Genomic DNA, 18704 nt, shown 5'->3' on the forward strand with positions numbered 1-18704 from the left:
CTGGAGGGGTGAGCAGCGCATCCGAACCGACGGCGGCCGAGGGCCGGAATGGTGACCTGCTGGTCCGGATCGGCGGAGTGGTCTTCGCCGTCGGGGCGGTGGCCACACTGATCACCTTCATCCCCATGTTCGTCGGCTCCGAACCCTTCCCACCGATCGCCTACGGGGTGTCGATGCTGATGGGGGCGGGCTTCGCGCTCGCCGGGGCCGGCATGATCCGGGACATCCTGGCGCAGCGGCGTCGTGACCGGGCCGCCCGGAACGGGGCCGACACGGGGTCGCCCGCCCCGGGTGCGATGGGCTGAGGGGCCCGCCCCGGCCCGGAACGGTTCACCGGAACGATCCCCGGCCGTCCGTGCCCAGGTGGTTGGTCAGCCAGGCGGGGAAGGCCGGCAGTCCGTCGGGGAGCACCACGTCCGCGCCGGCGTCCCGCAACTCCTCCGCCCCGTACGGGCCGGTGGGCACGGTGACCGACAGCGCGTTCGCCGCGACCGCGCCCCGGATGTCGCCGAGGTGGTCCCCGACGTAGACGCCGGCGCCGTGCTCGCGCAGCGCGATCGCCTTGGCCTCCGCCCACAGGTCACCGACCAGCACGTCCGGGGTCAGCCCCAGGTGATCCAGGTGCAGCTTGGCGTTGGGGGCGTACTTGGCGGTGACGACCAGTACCCTGCCGCCCGCCTCCCGGACCGCCGTCATCGCCTCGGCCGCGCCGGGCATCGCCGGGGTGGCGGCGATGCCGTGGCCCGGGTAGAGCGCGCGGTAGCGGTCGGCGACCTCCGTGATCCGCTCGGCGGGGAACCAGTGCTCCAGTTCCTGTTCGAGCGGGGGACCCAGACGGGTGATCGCCAGGTCCGCGTCGATGAACACGCCGGTCTCGGCGGCCAGCGCCGTGTAGGTGGCGTGGATCCCGGGGCGGGAGTCGATGAGAGTCATGTCCAGGTCGAAGCCGACGATCGGCGGGGCGGAGGCCATGCCCCGCATTGTGCCCGGCGCGGGAGCGGGCCCGACGGCCGGCCCACCGGGGCGGGGCCGGGGAGGGGACGCCGGCGGGTTCCCCCACCGCCCGTCGCACCCTCGCACGGGCCGGCCGAACCCCTCCGGACCTCTCGGGAACAGGGGACGACCGTCCCCGGCAGGAACCCGCAGGTCCCGGCCGGGTCGCGTCGGGTCCTGTCGGCTCGTGGGGGCCGAACTCAGTCGAGCGATGTCAAGGGCTTCTCCATGAGGTGCTCCACCCGACCGTCCGGCAGCGTGTTGCCCGGCAGGTCGGTGCGGCGGAAGCCGTGCCGCCGATAGAGCGCGGCGGCGTACGGGTTGTCGGGGGCGACGGCCAGGCGGAGCGCCACGGCGTCGTGCTCCTCGCGGGCCCACTGCTCGACGGTCGTGATCAGCCGGTCGCCCACGCCCCGGCCGCGCGCGGAGCCGGCGACCCACATCGAGACCAGTTCCACCACACCCTCCGCGCCGGGGATCGGCACGCCGCCCGCCACGCCGACGGGGGCGCCCTCCCACTCCGCGACCAGGGTGCGGGCCCCGGGGAGGGCGAGGCGTTCGCGCCACCGCTCCTCGCGGTCGTTCTCCCCCTGCCAGTCGGCGAAGCGGGAGCCGAAGGCCCGGGGCGCGTCGGCGAGGGCCGCCAGGCGCACCTCGCGCCACAGCGGCCAGTCGTCGGGGGTGAGGGGTCGCAGGGTGATCACCGGTTGATCCTCCCCGCCGACGACCGGGTCACGCCGGCGGATTTCCCGTGCACCGTGCCCCGGCGGGTTCATCGGGGTTCCCAGGCCCCTACGAGGTCCTCGGGACCCCACCGGGCCGCCAGGGGCAGCCCTTCGGTGACCCCGGACCGGGAGACCGCGACCAGGGGTGTGTCCGGGCCGGTTCCGGGCACCGCGAGCAGATCACGGACCAGTGCGTCGTGATCCCTTCGGTCGAAGGGGCGGTTCTCCAGCCACTTCACGGAGCCGACGAAGTGGATCCGGCCGGCCGGCGATTCCCGATCGGCTCCGACGAGATCGAGTTCGGGGTTGTTCCGCCGATTCCACCATCCCCCGATCGCCGAGGTGTCGGGCCACTGCTCGTCCGGCAGGAGACGGAGCAGCGATTCGCGGATGAGGGGCTCGACCGCCCGCCCGCGCCATGTGGTCCATGAGCGTTCGATGCGATCGAACGCCACGTCGCCCCTCCCCCGCTCGATGAACGGCAACACCCGGGGCATGAAGGCCAGCCAGAAGCGGAGGTAGGGATCGGCGATCCGGTACCGCTTGTTCTTCGTGTCGGTGGTGGTGGAGAGCGGCCGGTCCGTCTCCACCACCCGCTTGTCGCGCAGCATGGCGAGAAGGGGCGTCAGTGTGCCGGAGGGCAGACCCTCCGATCCGCCCACCGAGGCGGCGATGGCCCCGAAGGTGCGTTCCCCCGCACCGATGGCCTCCAGCACCGACCGGGCCCGGGTCGTTCCGGGAAATTCACCGAGCAGTGAGAGCTCCCCGGCCACGACCAGCGGGGAGAGCGGATCCTCACACGCCTCCCGCAGATACGTCCGCCGGTCCGTTCCCGGCTTCCAGGAGCGGACCAACTCCGGAAACCCGCCGGTGATCAGAAGCGCGTCAATGGCCTCGGCGGCGGAGAGCCCCGTCATCGCACGAACATCCGCCGGGTTGAGCGGTCTCACCACCATCCGACCGGCGCGACCGAAGAAGGGTCGGCCGTAGGTCTGGAGCGCCTCCATCACGGAGAGGTCGCTGCCCACCAGGACCAGGAGGACGGGTTTGGCCGAGAGGTGGTGATCCCACACCGTCTGCAGTGCACCTTCGAACTCGGCGTCCTGTTCGATCAACCAGGGCACCTCGTCCAGGACCACGATCGTCGGGGTTTCATCCGGCAGCGCGGCCGCGAGCGCACGAAGGGCGGTGTTCCAGTCCCGTGGCTCGATGCCGGAGAACAGATCCGCTCCGGACCACGCGGCCCTCCCGATACCGGCCACGAAGTCCGCCCGTTCCGCCGCCGGGCGCCGCCCGCGGGTGGCCTGGAAGACCACGTGGGGTGCTCCCGAACGATCACAGAACTCCTGCACCAGGCGGGACTTGCCGACCCGCCTGCGCCCGGTCACGACCACGGCCCGACCGCGCGTGGAGCCACTCCCTTCCTTCACCGAGAGGTACTGCCGCTCCAACATCCGCAAATCCTCTTCCCGACCCCGGAACTCCACGCTCCACCTCCCACACAAACGTAGCTTCAATAAACGTAGATGAAGTATACGTTTGCTGGGATTACGTTTGTTGGAGTTACGTTCCTCGGGCTGCCTTTCTTCCATGGGGAGCCGGACCGGTGACGCGGACCCGGCCGGAGCCCGGCGTCAGCCGGAGGGCTGCGGGAGGATGCCGCACTCCAGGGCCCGGGTGACGGCCCGGGTGCGGTCGTCCACGCCGAGCTTGACGAAGATCCTGGCCAGGTGGGTCTTCACCGTGGCCTCCCCGATGAACAGGCGACGGGCGATGTCGGGGTTGCCGAGCCCTTCGGCGACGAGCCCCAGCACCTCCCGCTCGCGGGCCGAGAGACGGGGGCGGCTCCCCCCGCCCCGGGCCCGGGAGACCAGCCGGGCGGCGACCCGGGGCGAGAGCGCCGTCTCGCCGGCGGCCACCGCCCGCACCCCGGCCAGGATCTCCTCCCCCGGGGCCGCCTTCAGCAGGTAGCCCCGGGCCCCGGCCTCGACCGCGCCGAGGATGTCGTGGTCGCTCTCCCACGTGGTGAGGACCAGCACCCGGGTGCCGGGGTGGTCGGCGGTGATCCGGGCGGTGGCGGCGACCCCGTCCCCGCCGGGCATCCGCAGATCCATCAGGACCACGTCGGGGGACCGGGCGGCGACGAGTGCCACCGCTTCCCGCCCGTCGCCGGCCGCGCCGACGACCTCGACGCCGTCGGCCCGGTCCAGAAGGGCCACCAGGCCCTCCCGGACGATCGGGTGGTCGTCCACGACCAGCACCCGGACGGGCGCGGCGCCCGGCCCGGCCGTCACGCGACCCCTCCCCGGCCGGCCCCGGCGGGGACCGCGACGACCGGCGTCCCGCGCTCCTCCCCGACGGGGAGGCGGACCGTCAGCAGGGTGCCGGGGCGGCCGTCGTCCGGCGGGCCCACCGTCAACTTCCCGCCGATCGGCAGGAGTCGGTCGCGCATCCCCGGCAGGCCGAACCCGCCTCCGGCCCCGGGGGCGTCGATCGGCGTGCCCCGACCGTCGTCGAGGACCGTCAGGACGGCCTCCCCGTCCCCGACGCGCAGGGTCAACTCGACGTGGTGCGCGGCGGCGTGCTTGCGGACGTTGGCCATCGCCTCCTGCGCGCAGCGCAGCACCAGTACCTCCCGGTCCCGACCGAGCCGGTCGGTGGGACCGGTGACCGTCACGGCGACCGGCGGGCCGGTCTCCCGGCGGAACCGTTCGCCGAGGCGGACCAGGGAGTCGGCCAGACCCTCGCCGTGCGGCGGCGCGGCGTTGGCCGCGATCAGGGCACGCGCCTCCTCCAGCGCCTCCCGGGCGGTGGTCTCGATGAGTTCCGGGATGCCGGGGTCGTCGTCGGTGCCGCCGCCGGCGGTCTCCCCCGCACCGGTCTCCTCGCCACGCGCCCGCTGGGCGAGGACGACGATGCCGGTCAGGTGCTGGGCGATGGTGTCGTGCACCTCGCGGGCGATGCGCTCGCGCTCGGCCGCCGCTCCCGCCTCCCGGTGGGCGGTCGCCTCGGCCCTCCGGGACTCCCGCACCTCCTCCAGGAGCCGGTTCCGTTCGGCGCCCCGGTGACCGAGGTGGGTGATCCACGCGCCGGATGCCGTGCCGAGGACCAGGACGGCGAGTTGGATTCCGGCTACGGGCACCGGATCCCCACCGACGGGGGTGATGTCGAGGGCGAACCGGCTGATGAGCCACGGTCCGAGGAGGGCCGCCGCGCCCATGCCGAGCACGGTCGGGACGGTGACGACCAGCGCCCGGCGCACGGTGCCGGAGAACGTCCACACCAGGGGCAGGACGACCAGCTGGAGCATCAGCGCGGCGGGGCCGAAGCAGGCCGCCGCCACCGCGATCACCGGCAGGAGCACCCGGGTCGGGACCGCTCGCGCCCCGTAGGGCGGCGGGTCCGCCAACCGGGTGGTGAGCGCCCCGCGGACCCCGACCGCGTACACGGGGATGAGCAGGAACGAGCAGACCGTCAGGCCCCACCACATCAGTGCGTGGCCCGGGCCGACCATCAAGGCGAGGGCGGAGGATCCGAGGGCCACCAACGGCACCACCCCGTCCCACCACCGGCGGACGTTCACCCGGTACTCCCGGGCCGGCCCTCCCCGGGCCTCCCGTCGCACGCCGTGTTCCACTGCCGTTTCCCCCTTTCGATGGCCCGGGTGCCGGTGGTTCCGCGTCCTCCCGAACCCCTCGCCCCATGCTCACGGGTCGCCGCCCCCGGCCGCCGGCCCGCTGTCGGTCGACAGCCGCTGTCCCCCGGTCGGGGGACAGCGGGGCAGGCCACGGATCACCGACATCCGTCAACTCCGGGTTGACGCACCTCGCTGTCAACTCTAGGTTGACAGCATGACGAACCCCATCACCCCCTCCCGCCCGGTGCGCCTGGACGACCTGATCGAGGCCGTGGAGCGCACGCACACCGACGACCTCGACCGCCTCTCCGCCGCCGTCGTCGCCGGTGAGCACCTCGGCGAGGTGGCCGACCACCTGATCGGCCACTTCGTGGACCGGGCCCGCCGCTCCGGCGCCTCCTGGACCGACATCGGCCGCAGCATGGGCGTCACCCGTCAGGCCGCGCAGAAGCGCTTCACCCCATCCCGTCCCGGTGAGTCCGCCTCCATCGACCCCAACGAGGGTTTCGCCCGCTTCACCCCCCGGGCGAGGAACGTGGTGATGGCCTCGCAGAACGAGGCGCGGCGAACGGGACACCGCGAGATCCACCCCGCCCACCTGCTGCTCGGTCTGCTCTCCCAGCCGGAGGCGATCGGCACCGGCGTGCTGGTGGGCCGGGTCGGGGCGACCGACACCGTCCGGGAGGCGGCGGAATCCGCGCTCCCCCCGGTCGAGCCCGATGTCACCGTTCCCGACCTCGTTCCCTACGACAACGCCTCCCGCAAGGTGCTGGAGCTGACCTTCCGCGAGGCGTTGCGCCTGGAGCACACCTCGGTCGGCACCGAGCACATCCTGCTCGCGCTGCTGGAGCAGGAGGGTGACGCGGGGCCGCTGACCACGCTCGGGTTGCGGAAGCCGGAGGTGGAGGCGGACGTGGTGGCCGCCGTCACGGAGGCCGACCGGAAGGCGACGGAGGAGGCGGAGGGCGACGCGCCGGCCGGGAGCTGAGACGGCGGTCCCCGTCGGGTCGGGCCCGGACGGACGCCCGACACCGCGCCCGGATCTTCCGCCCCGGGGGGACACCGGCCCGCACGCCCACCACGCCGAACCCGGTCCCCGCACGCCCACCACGCCGAACCCGGGTCGATCCCGTCGTGGCCGCCGGATCAGCCGGCGCGGGCCCGGCTCTCCCGGGCGGCGCGGACGTCCGGCAGGTCGGCGACGGCGGCGGCCGTCTCCCGCGCCGGTCGACCGACGCCGATGAGGGTCGCGGAGGCCGGCCCGGTCCAGTCGCCGTAGCCGAGGAGGAAGAGGCGCGGTTCGTCCACCGACCGGGTGCCCTCCACCGGGATCCGCCCCCGGGCGCGGCGCGGGCGCAGCGGGGCGAGGTGGGCGAGGGCGGGGCGGAAGCCGGTGCACAGGATGATCGCGTCGGCGGGGCGCACGGTGCCGTCCGCCCACCGGGGCCCCTCCGGCTCGAGCCGGTCGAACATCGGCAGGGCGGTGAGCGTGCCCTGCTCCCGGGCCTCGCGCACCGCCTCGGTCGCGACCACGTCGCCGAGCGCCGCGACGCCGCCGGGGTCGGGACGACCCGCCTCCAGGGCCCGGCGGCGGGCGGTGGCGGTGTCGAAGAGGGCACGGCCGTCGATGTCGTCGGGCAGGAAGCGCGGTGGGCGGCGGGTGACCCACAGGGTCCGGGCGTGCGGGGCGAGGTCGGCGGCGATCTGGGCGCCGGAGTTGCCGCCGCCCACCACCACGACACGACGGCCGGCGAACTCCTCCGGGCCCCGGTAGTCGACGGTGTGCAGGAGCCGGCCCCGGTAACGGTCACGACCGGGGAGGGCGGGAACGAAGGGCCGCGACCACGTACCGGTGGCGCTGATCACGGCCCGGGCGACGAGGGTGCCGGGTTCGCCGCCGGTGTCGAGGCCGGCGCCGGAACCGTCGTCGGTCTCCACCGCGAGGCCATCGGCGACGCGCCGGACCGCCCGCACGGTCACGGGTCGCCGGACGGGCAGGTCGTACCGCCGCTCGTAGGCGGTGAGGTACTCCACCACGTGGCCGGCCCTCGGGTAGGGCTCCCCCGGCGTCCCGGGCATGGGGCGGCCGGGCAGCGAGGAGTGGCTCGCGGGCGAGAAGAGGCGCAGCGAGGGCCAGAAGCCGCGCCACGCGCCGCCGGGGTGTCGGGCGGCGTCGAGGACGAGGAAGCGCAGGCCGTGCCGGCGCAGGTGGTAGCCGACGGCGAGGCCGGCCTGTCCGCCGCCGATGACCAGGGCGTCGAGCACGTCGTCGGGGGTGCCGTCGGACCCGTCCCCGACGTGCCGACGGCCCCCCTCCGGGACGGCGTCGTCGCCGATCACACCGGTCACCCCCGCACCCCCGGCGTCGGTTCCGGCATCGGTCGTCCCTCCATCGCCCCTACCATCAGTATCGACTGACATCAGTATTCACTGATACTCTCACGCCGCCCGGAGCCGGCCGACCCCGCCCCCTCGGGGCCCCACCCCGGTACCCATCCGCCCGGAGGACCCGTGACCGCCCTTCCCCCGCACCGCGTTCCCGGCGATCGACTGACCTCCGCGACCCTGCGCCTGGCGGCCCGCCATGAGCACCGCTTCTCCCTGGACACCGTCCACCACCTACTGCTCGACTCCCACCGCCGACTGGCCGCCGGTGCGACGATCCCCGATCACCTGCCCCTGCTCGCCGAGCGCCTCACCGGCGAGCGCCTGGACGCCCTCGCCCGCACCGAGGGCCCCGTCCGATCCGCCGTGCCGCACGTGCTCTTCGTCTGCGGGCGCAACACCGGACGCTCCCAGCTCGCCGCCGCGCTCCTGCGGCACCACTCCGGGGAGCGTGTCCTCGCCTCCTCGGCCGGGACGGATCCCGGTGCGGCGGTGTCGGCGGAGGTGGCGCGCTCCCTGGCCGAGGTGGGGGTGGAGGTCCGGCACGCCTATCCCAAGCCGTTGACCGACGAGGTCATCGGGGCGGCGGACGTGGTGGTGACCATGGGGTGTGGTGACGCCTGCCCGATCCTCCCCGGCCGCCGCTACCTCAACTGGCCGTTGCCCGATCCGGACGGGGCCCCGCCACGGGTGGTGCGCGCCATCCGGAACGTCGTGGACGCCCGGGTGCGCGAACTGCTCGCCGTGCTCGTCCCGACGACACCGGCCGGCACCGGCTGACCGACGCGGGGGCGGGGGGCACCCGCCGGGCGGGCGCGGTTCGTCGATCCACCGTCAAATTGGGTGCCGATCAGTGGACTTGAGTCACCCCGGGGAGGCATTCCGTCACTTCGGGAAGGGCCGACGGGGTGTCACGACGACACCCGCGCTACACCGACGGCGACCGGCGCGGGGCCCGAACGGGACCGGACGGCGGAGCAAAGGACACACCGATTCACTCCCCCGTGGGTACTTGATGCCCATATTGCCGACTTTGGAGCATTTCAAGGTGATAGTTGACTCGTTGACGCAAATACTCGAACTGTCCTCATTCCGGAGGATCACGACAGGAGAGCATCAATGCGCACTTCCTTCAAGATGGTGGCCGTGGCCGCCGCCGCCACCGCCATGCTCGGCGCCTCCACCGCCACGGCGGGCGCCTACGGCAAGGGCGGCAGCGACACCACCGTCGCCAACGTCTGTGGCAACACCCTCCAGGGCACCGACGTCGAGAACAAGGGCTTCCTCGCCGGCATCCTGGGCCAGCAGTCGAACAGCACCACGCTGTGCCAGCTGGGCAACGACAACTTCGCCGTCAACACCAGCATCTTCCAGCCCGTGGTGATCACGTTCGACTGATCGGCACCCGCCACGTTCCGATACCCACCACCCGGGGCCCGGGGCGGACCACCCGCCCCCGGGGCCCGGGTGGTGGGGGACATCGAGGGGAGAGACGCACCCGGCACCCCGGGTGCGTCTCTCCCCTCTCCCTGTTCCCCCATCTCCCCGCGTCCCGCGTCCCCGCACCCGGCGCGCCCGTTCCGAGGCCCGCCCGTCCCGAAACGACGGGCAAGGTTAGGCTGGCCTCACCCGAGAGACACGGAGGGGCGACGCACCGGGCCGACCCCCACCTCCGTCGATCGGCCACCGACCGCTCGCCGACCGCACCGCCGGGGGACCGCCCATGCCCGCCACCGCGTCCAGCGGCGTGCCCCCCTCCGAGGACACCGTTCCCGAGGACACCGATCCCGGGAACACCGACACCGGGAACACCGGCACCGGAAAGACCCGCGCGGGCGGAACCGATTCCGTCGCCGCCGGCCCACGCCGCGTCGGCGGCCCCTCCTTCCTCGCCCGCCTCCTGCTCGTCGCCCTCGCCCTCGCGGGCACGGTCGTGCTCAGCCTCGCCGTCGGCAGCCGCACCCTGCCGCCCGCCGAGGTGTGGGAGGCCCTGGTGCACGGCGGGGACGGCACCACCGCGCAGGTCATCCGGGAGATGCGACTGCCCCGCACCCTGGTGGGGCTGCTCGCCGGCGCCGCCCTCGGCGTGGCGGGCGCGGTCCTGCAGGGTCTGACCCGCAACCCCATCGCCGAACCCGGCATCCTCGGCCTGGCCCAGGGCGCCTCGGCCGCCGTCGTGATCGCCATCTCCTTCTTCGGCGTGCACACCCTTCTCGGCTGGATCTGGTTCGCCTTCGCCGGCGCCGGGGTCGCGGCCGTCCTGGTGTACGCGATCGCCTCGCGCGGCCGGGGCGGCGCCTCCCCGGTGAAACTGGCCCTGGCCGGCGCCGCGATCAACGCGCTGCTGGCCTCCCTGATCGCCGGCGTGCTGACCACCCGCTCGGCCACCCTGGACCAGTTCCGGTTCTGGCAGATCGGCTCGCTCACCGGCCGCGACGCGGAGGTCCTCGGCCGGCTGTGGCCGTTCCTGGTGATCGGCCTGATCCTGGCCCTGGCCGGCTCGCGCGGCCTGGACGCGCTGGCGCTCGGCGAGGATGTCGCCCGGGGGCTGGGCCGCAACGTGGCCGCCGTGCGGATCTGCGGCGGGCTGGGCGCGGCCGTGCTCACCGGCACCGCCGTGGCCGCGGCGGGCCCCATCGCCTTCGTCGGCCTGGCGGTGCCGCACCTCGCCCGGGCCCTGGCCGGTCCCTCGCACCGGCGGCTGCTGCCGCTGGCGGCGCTGCTGGGCCCGGTGGTGCTGCTGGTCGCCGACGTGGTGGGCCGGGTCGTGCTGCCGCCCTCGGAGGTCCCGGCCGGGGTGATGACCGCCCTGATCGGGGTGCCCTTCCTCATCGCGCTGGTGCGCCGTTCGGGGGTGGGGGCGTGAACGCCGGACCCCCGACCCGCCTCGCCGCGCGACCCGACGCGCCCGCCGACCGCCTCGGTGCCGTCGGCCGGCCGGGCCGGCCGCGCCCCGCCGGGTACGCGGTGCTGCGCGCCGGCCCCGCCTCGGTGCTGCTGCACCTCCGCTCGGCGGCCGTGGCCTGCGCGCTGACGCTGCTGCTGCTCGCCGCCTGCACCGCCGCGCTGTCGATCGGCCGACAGACCGTGCCGCCGACGGAGGTGTGGGCGGTGTTGCTCGGCGAACCCTCCCGGTACGAGGTACTGGTCGGCACACTGCGCCTGCCCCGCCTGGTGACCGGCCTGCTGGTCGGCCTGGCGCTGGGGGCGGCGGGGGCGCTCATCCAGACCGTCGCCCGCAATCCGCTGGCCAGCCCCGATGTCATCGGCGTCACCCACGGCGCGGCGGCGATGACGGTCGGCGCGATGACCTTCGGCCTGGTCTCGGCCTCCGTGCTGCCGTACCTGTCGGTGCTCGGCGGGGTGCTGGCGGCCGCGCTGGTGTGGTTGTTCGCCTGGCGCGGCGGCCTGCACGCCGCCCGGTTCGTGCTGATCGGGATCGGCGTGGCGGTGGCGCTGCGCTCCGTGGTGCAACTCTTCCTCACCAAGGGTGAACCGATCGTCGCGCAGCAGGCCACGGTGTGGATGACCGGCTCGCTGAACGGGCGCGGTTGGGAGCAGGCCGGCCCCCTGGCGATCACCCTGCTGGTGCTGCTGCCCGCGCTGCTGTGGGCGGCCCGGGCGCAGCGCGCGGTGGGGGTGGACGACGACACCGCGATCGGGCTCGGCACCCGGCTCGGCCGGGTACGGCTGGGCCTGGTCGGCATCGGGGTGCTGCTCGCGGCGATGGCCACCGGGGCCGCCGGTCCGGTGGACTTCGTGGCGCTGCTCTCGCCGCAGATCGCCCGCCGGCTGACCCGCACCGCGCAGTTGCCGCTGCTGACCTCCGCTCTGGTCGGAGCGCTGCTGGTGGTCGTCGCCGACCTCGGGGCGCGACAACTGCTGTACCCGGTCGAACTGCCGGTGGGCGTGCTGACCGCCGCCGTCGGCGCCCCCTACCTGATGTGGCTGATCGCCCGCGGACGCACCGGAGGTCGCGCGTGAACCGTTCCCCGCACCCCGACCCGGCGCCGCCCGGCGCGGGCTCCTCCACCGATGGTCGGCTGGTCACCCGCGACCTGACCCTCGCCTACGACGACCGCACGGTGGTCGAGGGGCTGGACCTCTCGCTGCCGGACGGCCTGGTCACCGCCGTCGTCGGCCCGAACGCCTGCGGCAAATCCACCACCCTGCGCGCGCTCGGCCGGCTGCTGCGTCCGCGTTCGGGCGCGGTGTTGCTGGACGGCGTGGAGCTGGCCGAGCGGCCCACCCGGGAGATCGCCCGCCGAATCGGACTGTTGCCGCAGTCGCCCGTGGCGCCGGAGGCGATCAGCGTCTCCGACCTCGTCTCGCGCGGTCGGCAGCCGCACCAGCGGTGGTGGCGGCAGTGGTCGACGGAGGACGAACGGGCGGTGGTCGAGGCGATGGAGCGCACCGGCGTCACCGACCTCGCCGACCGGCCGGTGGACGAATTGTCCGGCGGACAGCGGCAGCGGGTGTGGATCGCCATGGCGCTGGCGCAGGAGACCGAACTGCTGCTGCTCGACGAGCCGACCACCTTCCTGGACATCGCGCACCAGGTGGAGGTGCTGGACGTGATCCGGCGGCTGAACCACGACCGGCGCAGCACGGTCGCGATGGTGCTGCACGACCTCAACCAGGCCGCCCGCTACGCCGACCACCTGATCGCCATGTCCGGCGGACGGGTGGTGGCGAGCGGCCCGCCGGCGGAGGTCGTCACAGCCGAGCTGGTGGGGGACGTCTTCGGGCTCGCCGCCGTGGTGGTGGCGGACCCGGTGACCGGCGGGCCACTGGTGGTGCCCGCCGCCCCCTGGTCACCGGACGGGTGATCCCGTCCGGCCCGGACGCCCGCGACCGACCCCGCGCCCCGGGACCACGCCGGGACCCGTCCGCCTGCCCGACCGACCGACCGCCTGCCCAACCTCCCGGGAGCCCCCGGGAGCGACCCGAGGAGAGACCGACACCGTGACCCGCACCCACCGCGCGACCCGCGCCCTGACAACCGGCGCCGCCCTGCTGACCGGCGCCCTGCTGCTGACCGCCTGCGGCTCCGACGACGACACCGAGAACGGCACCGCCGAGGACGCCACGACCCCCGAGGGCGAGGTCGGCGAGGTCGGGGAGACCCGCACCATCGACACCGTGATGGGCCCGGTGGAGGTGCCGGCGGATCCGCGACGCGTGATCGTCCTGGACACCGCCGAACTGGACTCCGCCCTGACCCTGGGCGTCACCCCGATCGGCTCGGTGCGCGCCGACGTCGCCACCGGCTTCCCCTTCTACCTGCCGGAGGAGCGGCTCACCGACGTGGAGAACGTCGGCAACATCGCCGCCCCCAACCTGGAGGCGATCATCGAGCTGGAGCCCGATCTGATCATCGGGAACATGGCGCGCGACGCCGACCGGTACGACGAGCTGTCCGCGATCGCGCCGACCGTCTTCGGCGAGAACCCGGGTGGACCATGGAAGGAGAACTTCCTGCTGCACGCCGAGGCGCTGAACCGGCAGGAGGAGGCCGCCGCGATCGTCGAGGACTACGAGGAGCGGGTGGACGAGGTGGTCGAGGCGCTCGGCGGCGCCGAGGAGGCCGCCGACACCGAGGTCAGCGTGATCCGCTTCATCGAGGGCGGCGACACCCGCCTGTACGGGCGGGAGAACTACATCGGCACCATCCTGGAGGACCTCGGACTGGGCCGACCCGCCATCGTGGACGAGGCCCCCGACGGCTTCGCCGTGGAGATCAGCCCCGAGCAGGTCGACCTCGGCGACGGCGACGTCATCTTCTACACCTCCTACGGCTCGGCGGAGAACAGCGGCGAGTCGGCGGCGGTCGGCGGCGCCCTGTGGGAGGGCATGGACGCCGTGCGGGAGAACCGGGTCTTCGCGGTCGAGGACGAGCTGTGGTTCCAGGGCATCGGCTACACGGCGGCCGGCATCATCCTCGGCGAGATCGAGGAGGCCCTGGCTTCTTGACACCCCCTCCGGGTCCCGATCCGCCCCGGATCGGGACCCGGCCCGTCACGACGCGTCAGGGCTCGGCTCGGCTCGGCTCGACGGGGATTCGCCGAAGGTCGGTGAACGGCGCGGTCCACGTCCGACCGCCGTCGAGTGGGGTCGGGACGGCGTGGGTGGGGCGAATCGCCGAAACGATCCCCACCCGTCGAACTCGGCGAGCGGGTCGGCTACACGGCCGCTTCCCTGTCCCGGATGGAACGCGGCAGGCAACCACTCCGGGACGTGGTGCTGCTTCGGCACCTCGCCGACTGCCTGGACATCCCACCCCACCTCCTCGGACTGACGGCACAACCCCAACAGCTCCCCCGGCCCCCGCCCGCCGCCCGCCGCCCGCCGCCCGCCAATGGTCTCCTGCGCCGGAGACCCGTCGGCAGAAACGGGCGAGGGAGCCGAGGATCTCCTCGACTGTCTTTGGCGCAGGTCACCGGGTGCGGCTGTTGTGGTGCAGGATCGCCCCTCCAACCGCCTGGGCGAGGATGCTCTGTGTCCGGAGGGATAGACCTAGTGCCGCATCAGGCAACGTTCGCCCTGTCGTGATGTGTCGCCCGGTTGCTGCGCCGGGAAGCTCTCCGACGCCAGAATGATCACGTGGCTGAACGCGTGCGGGTCCGTGAGATCGATGATGACGAGGGCAAGCGGCTGCTGCGGATCATCCGCCGTGGCAGCGGTTCGGTGGTGACCTGGCGCCGCGCTCAGATGGTTCTGCTGTCCGCGCAGGGCATGACGGTGGCGAAGATCGCCGAGGTGACGTTCACCAGCGACGACCGGGTCCGGGACGTGATCCACAACTTCAACACCGACGGCTTCGACTCGCTGTATCCCAAGTACAGGGGCGGCCGGCCGAAGACCTTCACGCTGCCCGAACGCCGGGAGATCAAGGAGATCGCCAAGTCCAAGCCGGCCGAGCACGGCCTGCCGTTCTCGACCCGGGGCCTGACCAAGCCGGCGGACTTCCTGGTCGCCGAGGGGGTGGTCGACGACATCAGCCACGAGGGCCTGCGCATCCTGCTCCGCGAGGAGGGCGTCTCCTTTCAACGCGTGAAGACCTGGAAGACCTCCCGCGACCCCGATTACGCGGCCAAAAAGGCCCGTGTCGAACACCTCTACGCGATCGCCGACAGCGAGGTGGTACCCGAAGACGGCGAGCCCGAAGTCATCTTTTGCCTCGATGAGTTCGGGCCGCTCAATCTCCAGCCGCACCCGGGCCGGCAGTGGGCCGAGCGCGGCGGCAGGCACAAGGACCCCGGCCGCGACCCCCGGCCCCGGCGGCGGGCGACCTACACCCGCCCCCACGGGGTCCGGCACCTGTTCGCCGCCTACGAACTGGCCAAAGACCAGCTCTACGGCCACATCGAGAAGACCAGGAACCGGTCGAAGTTCCCGGGGTTCTGCCGCTACCTGCGCTCGCTGCACTCCCGAGAGGTCCGCCTGGCGATCGTGCGCGACAACTACTCACCGCACCTGACGACGAAGCGGTGCCGGCGGGTGGGGGCGTGGGCGGAAGCGAACAACGTGGAGATCGCCCACACCCCGACCAACAGTTCCTGGTTGAACCGAATAGAGGCCCAGTTCACCGCCCTGCGCTACTTCACCCTCGACGGCACCGACCACACCAGCCACAAAGAGCAGGGCAGCATGATCCGCCGCTACATCATCTGGCGAAACCGTCACGCCGCCGACGAACACCTCCGGGAGGTCATCGACAGGGCGAACGTTGCCTGATGCGGCACTAGCGTGGATGCCGGAACAACTCCCGAGCCCCAAGGAGCGGCTGTGGAAACGGAACCGCCCCTCTTCCAGATCTTGGTCAACCAGAAGGGCTGGCAGGAGTACGAGGTGTTCAAGAGGCGGTACCAGGACGCCGCGCGAGAGCTGGCGGATCTGGAAGGACCGACCTCTCTCGCGACTGCCCCGCCGCCGGAGAAGCGCCAGTTCGTCAGGTGGGTCCACGGTGAGGTGAAGACGACGCCGCGCACCGAGGCCCGGCGCATCTTGCAGTTCATGTTCCCGGGAGTCCCGGTCGGCCGCCTGTTCGCTCGCGCCTCGGCGATGAACAGTTCCCCCGGCCTGCGCGAGGCGAGAGAATCCGTTTCGGAAGATCAGTTCGATTACGGCGCCGAGGACGTGGTGATGGCGGCTGCCAATGAGTCGGCGCGGTTCGCCGCCAGGGCGGAGGGCAGCAACGTCGGCCCTCACACGATGGAGCAGCTGGAAGCAGATATCCGACGGATAGTGACTAACTATCCCAATCGTCCTGTTGGGCCCCTGTTTCGTGAGGTGCGCGCTCTTCGCAACCGTGCCTTTGAATTCCTTGAGGGCCGCCAGCCACCTCAGTACACCCGCGACCTCTATGTGGCGGCGGGCGTGCTGTGCGGCGTCCTGGCCAACGCCGGCTTCGACCTCGGTCGGTACGAGGCGGCAGAAACACAGGCCCGCACCGCGTTCATGTGCGGTGAACTCGCCGGCCACAACGGTCTGCGGGCATGGGTCCGAGGGCTCCAAGCCCTGATCGCCTACTGGGACGGCCGCCCTCACGACGCTGTACGTCTCGCCGAGGCCGGAGTCGACTTCACACCGGAGCGCGGCACCGCTCACATCCGTTTGGCCAGTATCCAGGCCCGTGCCTACGGGCAACTTCAGCAGGCGACCGACGCCATCGCCGCCCTGAACAGGGCCAATGACATGCGCGATCAGATGACCGCCGGGGACGATCTTCCAGGCGGCATGATGACCTTCCCGGAGGAGAAGCAACTCTTCTACGCGAGCAGCACCCACCTGTGGCTCGGCGGCAACCAGCACCTGAGCGACGCCGAGGCGCGAGCCGACGAGGCAGTATGCATGTTTGAGGCAGTTCCCCCGGAACAGCGACGCTTGGGAGAGATGTCGTTGGCACGCATGGACCTGTCCATGGCCCGCTTGAGCCGCGGGGATCTCGATGGCGCGGCTCTCCAGGTCTACGACGTGCTCGGTGTGAACGCTCGTCGCCGTACTGAGAGCGTACGGAAGCGGGTGCAGCAGTTCGGCCGCCACCTCGCGCTTCACCCCGCGCGCACGACCCCAGCGGCCAGGGCGATGCGTGAGGCTATCGTCGCTCACCAGGAGCAGACCCCGGCCGAGCTTCCCCATGGAGGAACACAGTGACCACGGTGACGATCCTGCACCCCGGCTCGATGGGGGCAGCCGTGGCCGCTCAGGTCATCGGGGCTCGTAGGGTGCTGTGGGTTTCTGCGGGCCGTAGCCCGGCGACGACTGAGCGTGCCGAGAGCGCGGGTATGACGTCCTGCATGTCGCTCGAAGAAGCTCTCGGCACGAGCGACGCTGTCCTTTCGATCTGTCCGCCGCATGTCGCAGAGGACGTTGCGACCGAGGTTGCCGCCCATGCCTTCAAGGGGCTCTACCTGGACGCCAACGCGATCAGCCCCCAGCGTATGGAACGGATCGCGCGCGAGATCCGCCCGGCCTCTGTCGTACTCGACGGCGCCATCTTCGGTCCTCCGCCCGGCAGCGGGCGTTCGTGCCGCCTCTACGTGGCGGGGGACGGCCATGCCGCAGAGCTCGTGCACACCCTGTTCAAGGACTCTGCGGTCGAGGTACGCGGCGCCGGTGCACACGTCGGCTCCGCCTCGGCGCTCAAGGCATCGTTTGCGGGTTTCCAGAAGGCTGCCCGCACCCTGGCCGGCGTTTCGCACGCTCTCGCCGATACTCATGGCGTCGCCGACCTCCTCACGGAGGAGGCGAAGAGGATGCCCGCGCGGATCCTCTCCGATCCGGAGTACCTGCCCAGCGTGGCTGCACGAGCGTGGCGATGGGGCCCCGAGATGGAAGAAGTCGCAGACGCGCTGAGAGATGCCGGCCTCCCGACCGAAATGGCCAAGGCAGCGGCCTCGGTGATGGCGCGCTGGGAGAAGGACAAGGACCAGTACGACTTGGCCCTCGCCGCCACTCTCGCGCATCTACGGAAAGAGCCCTGATCCGAAGCAAAAGGTGATCGACGCGGCCTGCCGTGTCCCCCTCGTCGTGGGCGGCCATGGCTGCACATGTGTCTGGCCCGGGGCGAGGTGCTTGCGGAGAACTGGAACCCTGGATGAGTTCCACTGTCCTGCTTTCGGCCTGTTGAGCGCTTGATACCCCGCTCGCCTCGATCTTTCGTGACGGTCTGTTGGATTACCCGGTGGGTCGTTTCGGTTGTTCGGTCCGGTCGCGGGCAGGTCGAGCGTCCGGCTGTCGCGTCGGGTGGGCGCCGGATCACACGGCTCCGGTGGGCTGGTGCTGTTCGCAGGGATGGGAAGGCGCTGGTCAGCCAGGGTTCGGGAGAGTGTGGAGCCGGTCCGGAGCTTTGGTGATCATGTCGGCCCGGGGCCGGTGGGCCGCGAGGCGGAGGGAGCGGCGGCGGCCGGTGGTGACGAGCTGGGCGGCGGTGGAGAACAGCCGAAGCCGCAGGCGGCGGGGCTCCCGGAGGCGGGCTTTGCCGGTCAAGGCGAGCAAGGACATTCAGCCGAGCAGGTCGAGGGCGATCTGGACGATCTCCAACCAGATCTGGTTCTGTGCGGCGTCGTGGAGGATCTGCTGCTCCACCGAGGCCCCGAGCAGGCGCCCCCACCGATCCCACTCCGGCGACGGTCGCGGCGGTGGTGGACGCCTCCCGGGAAGAGTTCGGCGCCTGCCGCTACACCGCTCTCGCCCGCGCGCTCCCCTCCCGTATCGCGCCGGCCGCAGCTCCGGACGGGAACGCCTGCCCGGAAGGGGCGGCGACGGCGGTCGCCGATCCGTACACCATCGCGACCCGCCTGTGCGTCAAACTCGGTGAGGACGGCTTGGCCGCCAAGCAAGCGGCACCGCAAGAGGTCCGGCGCGCACCGGTCCGGGTCATGACCGCCGATCTCGTACGGTACGACCGGACCCTGCCGGGGGTCCGGACGTTCGCCCGACGCATCGGCGCCCTCGCGTGA

General features: G+C 72.6%; 18 protein-coding genes and 1 pseudogene. 12 read left to right on the forward strand and 7 right to left on the reverse strand.

The annotated features are described in order from the left end of the window. Nucleotides 1-8: 8 nt before the first annotated feature. Nucleotides 9-305, forward strand: coding sequence for a hypothetical protein (locus tag LZF96_RS02490; RefSeq protein ID WP_233865176.1), 297 nt, complete (start codon nucleotides 9-11; stop codon nucleotides 303-305). Between the two features lie 25 nt (nucleotides 306-330). Here the strand turns inward: LZF96_RS02490 and LZF96_RS02495 are convergent, their stop codons facing one another. The 5 genes from LZF96_RS02495 to LZF96_RS02515 form a co-directional block, all read right to left on the reverse strand. After that, nucleotides 331-981 (reverse strand): HAD family hydrolase, encoded by a 651-nt coding sequence (locus tag LZF96_RS02495; protein ID WP_233865178.1) that lies wholly within the window; start codon nucleotides 979-981, stop codon nucleotides 331-333. Between the two features lie 212 nt (nucleotides 982-1193). After that, a complete protein-coding gene (locus LZF96_RS02500) occupies nucleotides 1194-1697 on the reverse strand; it encodes a GNAT family N-acetyltransferase (protein ID WP_233865180.1) in 504 nt (167 codons plus the stop codon). A 68-nt stretch (nucleotides 1698-1765) separates the two neighbouring features. Beyond that, on the reverse strand, nucleotides 1766-3205 hold the full coding sequence (locus LZF96_RS02505; RefSeq protein WP_308294130.1) for an ATP-binding protein: 1440 nt from the start codon (nucleotides 3203-3205) through the stop codon (nucleotides 1766-1768). Nucleotides 3206-3352: 147 nt separating this feature from the next. Continuing rightward, entirely contained in the window at nucleotides 3353-4012 is a 660-nt protein-coding gene (locus LZF96_RS02510; RefSeq protein WP_233865183.1) for a response regulator transcription factor, read from the reverse strand. Next, a complete protein-coding gene (locus LZF96_RS02515) occupies nucleotides 4009-5301 on the reverse strand; it encodes a histidine kinase (RefSeq protein ID WP_233865184.1) in 1293 nt (430 codons plus the stop codon). The genes LZF96_RS02510 and LZF96_RS02515 overlap by 4 nt, the downstream gene beginning before the upstream one ends. A 268-nt stretch (nucleotides 5302-5569) precedes the next feature. Between LZF96_RS02515 and LZF96_RS02520 the strand changes: the two genes are divergently transcribed. Next, entirely contained in the window at nucleotides 5570-6343 is a 774-nt protein-coding gene (locus LZF96_RS02520; protein WP_233865185.1) for a Clp protease N-terminal domain-containing protein, read from the forward strand. A 158-nt stretch (nucleotides 6344-6501) separates the two neighbouring features. Here the strand turns inward: LZF96_RS02520 and LZF96_RS02525 are convergent, their stop codons facing one another. Then, complete coding sequence (locus LZF96_RS02525; RefSeq protein ID WP_233865242.1) at nucleotides 6502-7620, reverse strand: ArsO family NAD(P)H-dependent flavin-containing monooxygenase; 1119 nt, start codon at nucleotides 7618-7620, stop codon at nucleotides 6502-6504. A 246-nt stretch (nucleotides 7621-7866) separates the two neighbouring features. On the opposite strand from LZF96_RS02525, the gene LZF96_RS02530 reads away from it, so the two are divergent. The 9 genes from LZF96_RS02530 to LZF96_RS02575 all read left to right on the forward strand — a co-directional run bounded on the left by LZF96_RS02530 (nucleotide 7867) and on the right by LZF96_RS02575 (nucleotide 17726). Further along, the gene (locus tag LZF96_RS02530; RefSeq protein ID WP_233865186.1) at nucleotides 7867-8520 is read left to right on the forward strand and encodes a low molecular weight phosphatase family protein; all 654 of its coding nucleotides are present in this window, start codon (nucleotides 7867-7869) and stop codon (nucleotides 8518-8520) included. 339 nt (nucleotides 8521-8859) lie between these two features. Then, nucleotides 8860-9138, forward strand: a complete 279-nt coding sequence (locus LZF96_RS02535) for a hypothetical protein (RefSeq protein WP_233865187.1) — start codon at nucleotides 8860-8862, stop codon at nucleotides 9136-9138. 325 nt (nucleotides 9139-9463) lie between these two features. Continuing rightward, nucleotides 9464-10606, forward strand: a complete 1143-nt coding sequence (locus tag LZF96_RS02540; RefSeq protein ID WP_233865188.1) for an iron ABC transporter permease — start codon at nucleotides 9464-9466, stop codon at nucleotides 10604-10606. A 101-nt stretch (nucleotides 10607-10707) separates the two neighbouring features. Beyond that, the gene (locus LZF96_RS02545; RefSeq protein ID WP_233865244.1) at nucleotides 10708-11724 is read left to right on the forward strand and encodes an iron chelate uptake ABC transporter family permease subunit; all 1017 of its coding nucleotides are present in this window, start codon (nucleotides 10708-10710) and stop codon (nucleotides 11722-11724) included. Beyond that, nucleotides 11721-12569, forward strand: coding sequence for an ABC transporter ATP-binding protein (locus LZF96_RS02550; RefSeq protein WP_374203064.1), 849 nt, complete (start codon nucleotides 11721-11723; stop codon nucleotides 12567-12569). The genes LZF96_RS02545 and LZF96_RS02550 overlap by 4 nt, the downstream gene beginning before the upstream one ends. A 136-nt stretch (nucleotides 12570-12705) precedes the next feature. After that, entirely contained in the window at nucleotides 12706-13713 is a 1008-nt protein-coding gene (locus tag LZF96_RS02555; protein WP_233865189.1) for an ABC transporter substrate-binding protein, read from the forward strand. A gap of 630 nt (nucleotides 13714-14343) precedes the next feature. Continuing rightward, entirely contained in the window at nucleotides 14344-15477 is a 1134-nt protein-coding gene (locus LZF96_RS02565) for an IS630 family transposase (RefSeq protein ID WP_233865190.1), read from the forward strand. Between the two features lie 51 nt (nucleotides 15478-15528). After that, entirely contained in the window at nucleotides 15529-16896 is a 1368-nt protein-coding gene (locus LZF96_RS02570) for a hypothetical protein (RefSeq protein ID WP_233865191.1), read from the forward strand. Then, nucleotides 16893-17726, forward strand: a complete 834-nt coding sequence (locus tag LZF96_RS02575) for an NAD(P)-dependent oxidoreductase (protein ID WP_233865192.1) — start codon at nucleotides 16893-16895, stop codon at nucleotides 17724-17726. The genes LZF96_RS02570 and LZF96_RS02575 overlap by 4 nt, the downstream gene beginning before the upstream one ends. Nucleotides 17727-18051: 325 nt before the next feature. Here the strand turns inward: LZF96_RS02575 and LZF96_RS02580 are convergent. Next, nucleotides 18052-18315: pseudogene (locus LZF96_RS02580) on the reverse strand (transposase); the annotation flags it as partial. Nucleotides 18316-18383: 68 nt separating this feature from the next. Between LZF96_RS02580 and LZF96_RS02585 the strand changes: the two are divergent. Continuing rightward, entirely contained in the window at nucleotides 18384-18704 is a 321-nt protein-coding gene (locus LZF96_RS02585; protein WP_233865193.1) for a hypothetical protein, read from the forward strand.

It is taken from the genome of Streptomyces sp. ST2-7A (assembly GCF_021390475.1).
GTDB lineage: Bacteria > Actinomycetota > Actinomycetes > Streptomycetales > Streptomycetaceae > Streptomyces.

Coding starts and splice junctions, on each gene's coding strand:
- LZF96_RS02495 (WP_233865178.1), bottom strand. CDS start 981: ATGCGGGGCATGGCCTCCGCCCCGCCGATCGTCGGCTTCGACCTGGAC.
- LZF96_RS02520 (WP_233865185.1), top strand. CDS start 5,570: ATGACGAACCCCATCACCCCCTCCCGCCCGGTGCGCCTGGACGACCTG.
- LZF96_RS02535 (WP_233865187.1), top strand. CDS start 8,860: ATGCGCACTTCCTTCAAGATGGTGGCCGTGGCCGCCGCCGCCACCGCC.
- LZF96_RS02540 (WP_233865188.1), top strand. CDS start 9,464: ATGCCCGCCACCGCGTCCAGCGGCGTGCCCCCCTCCGAGGACACCGTT.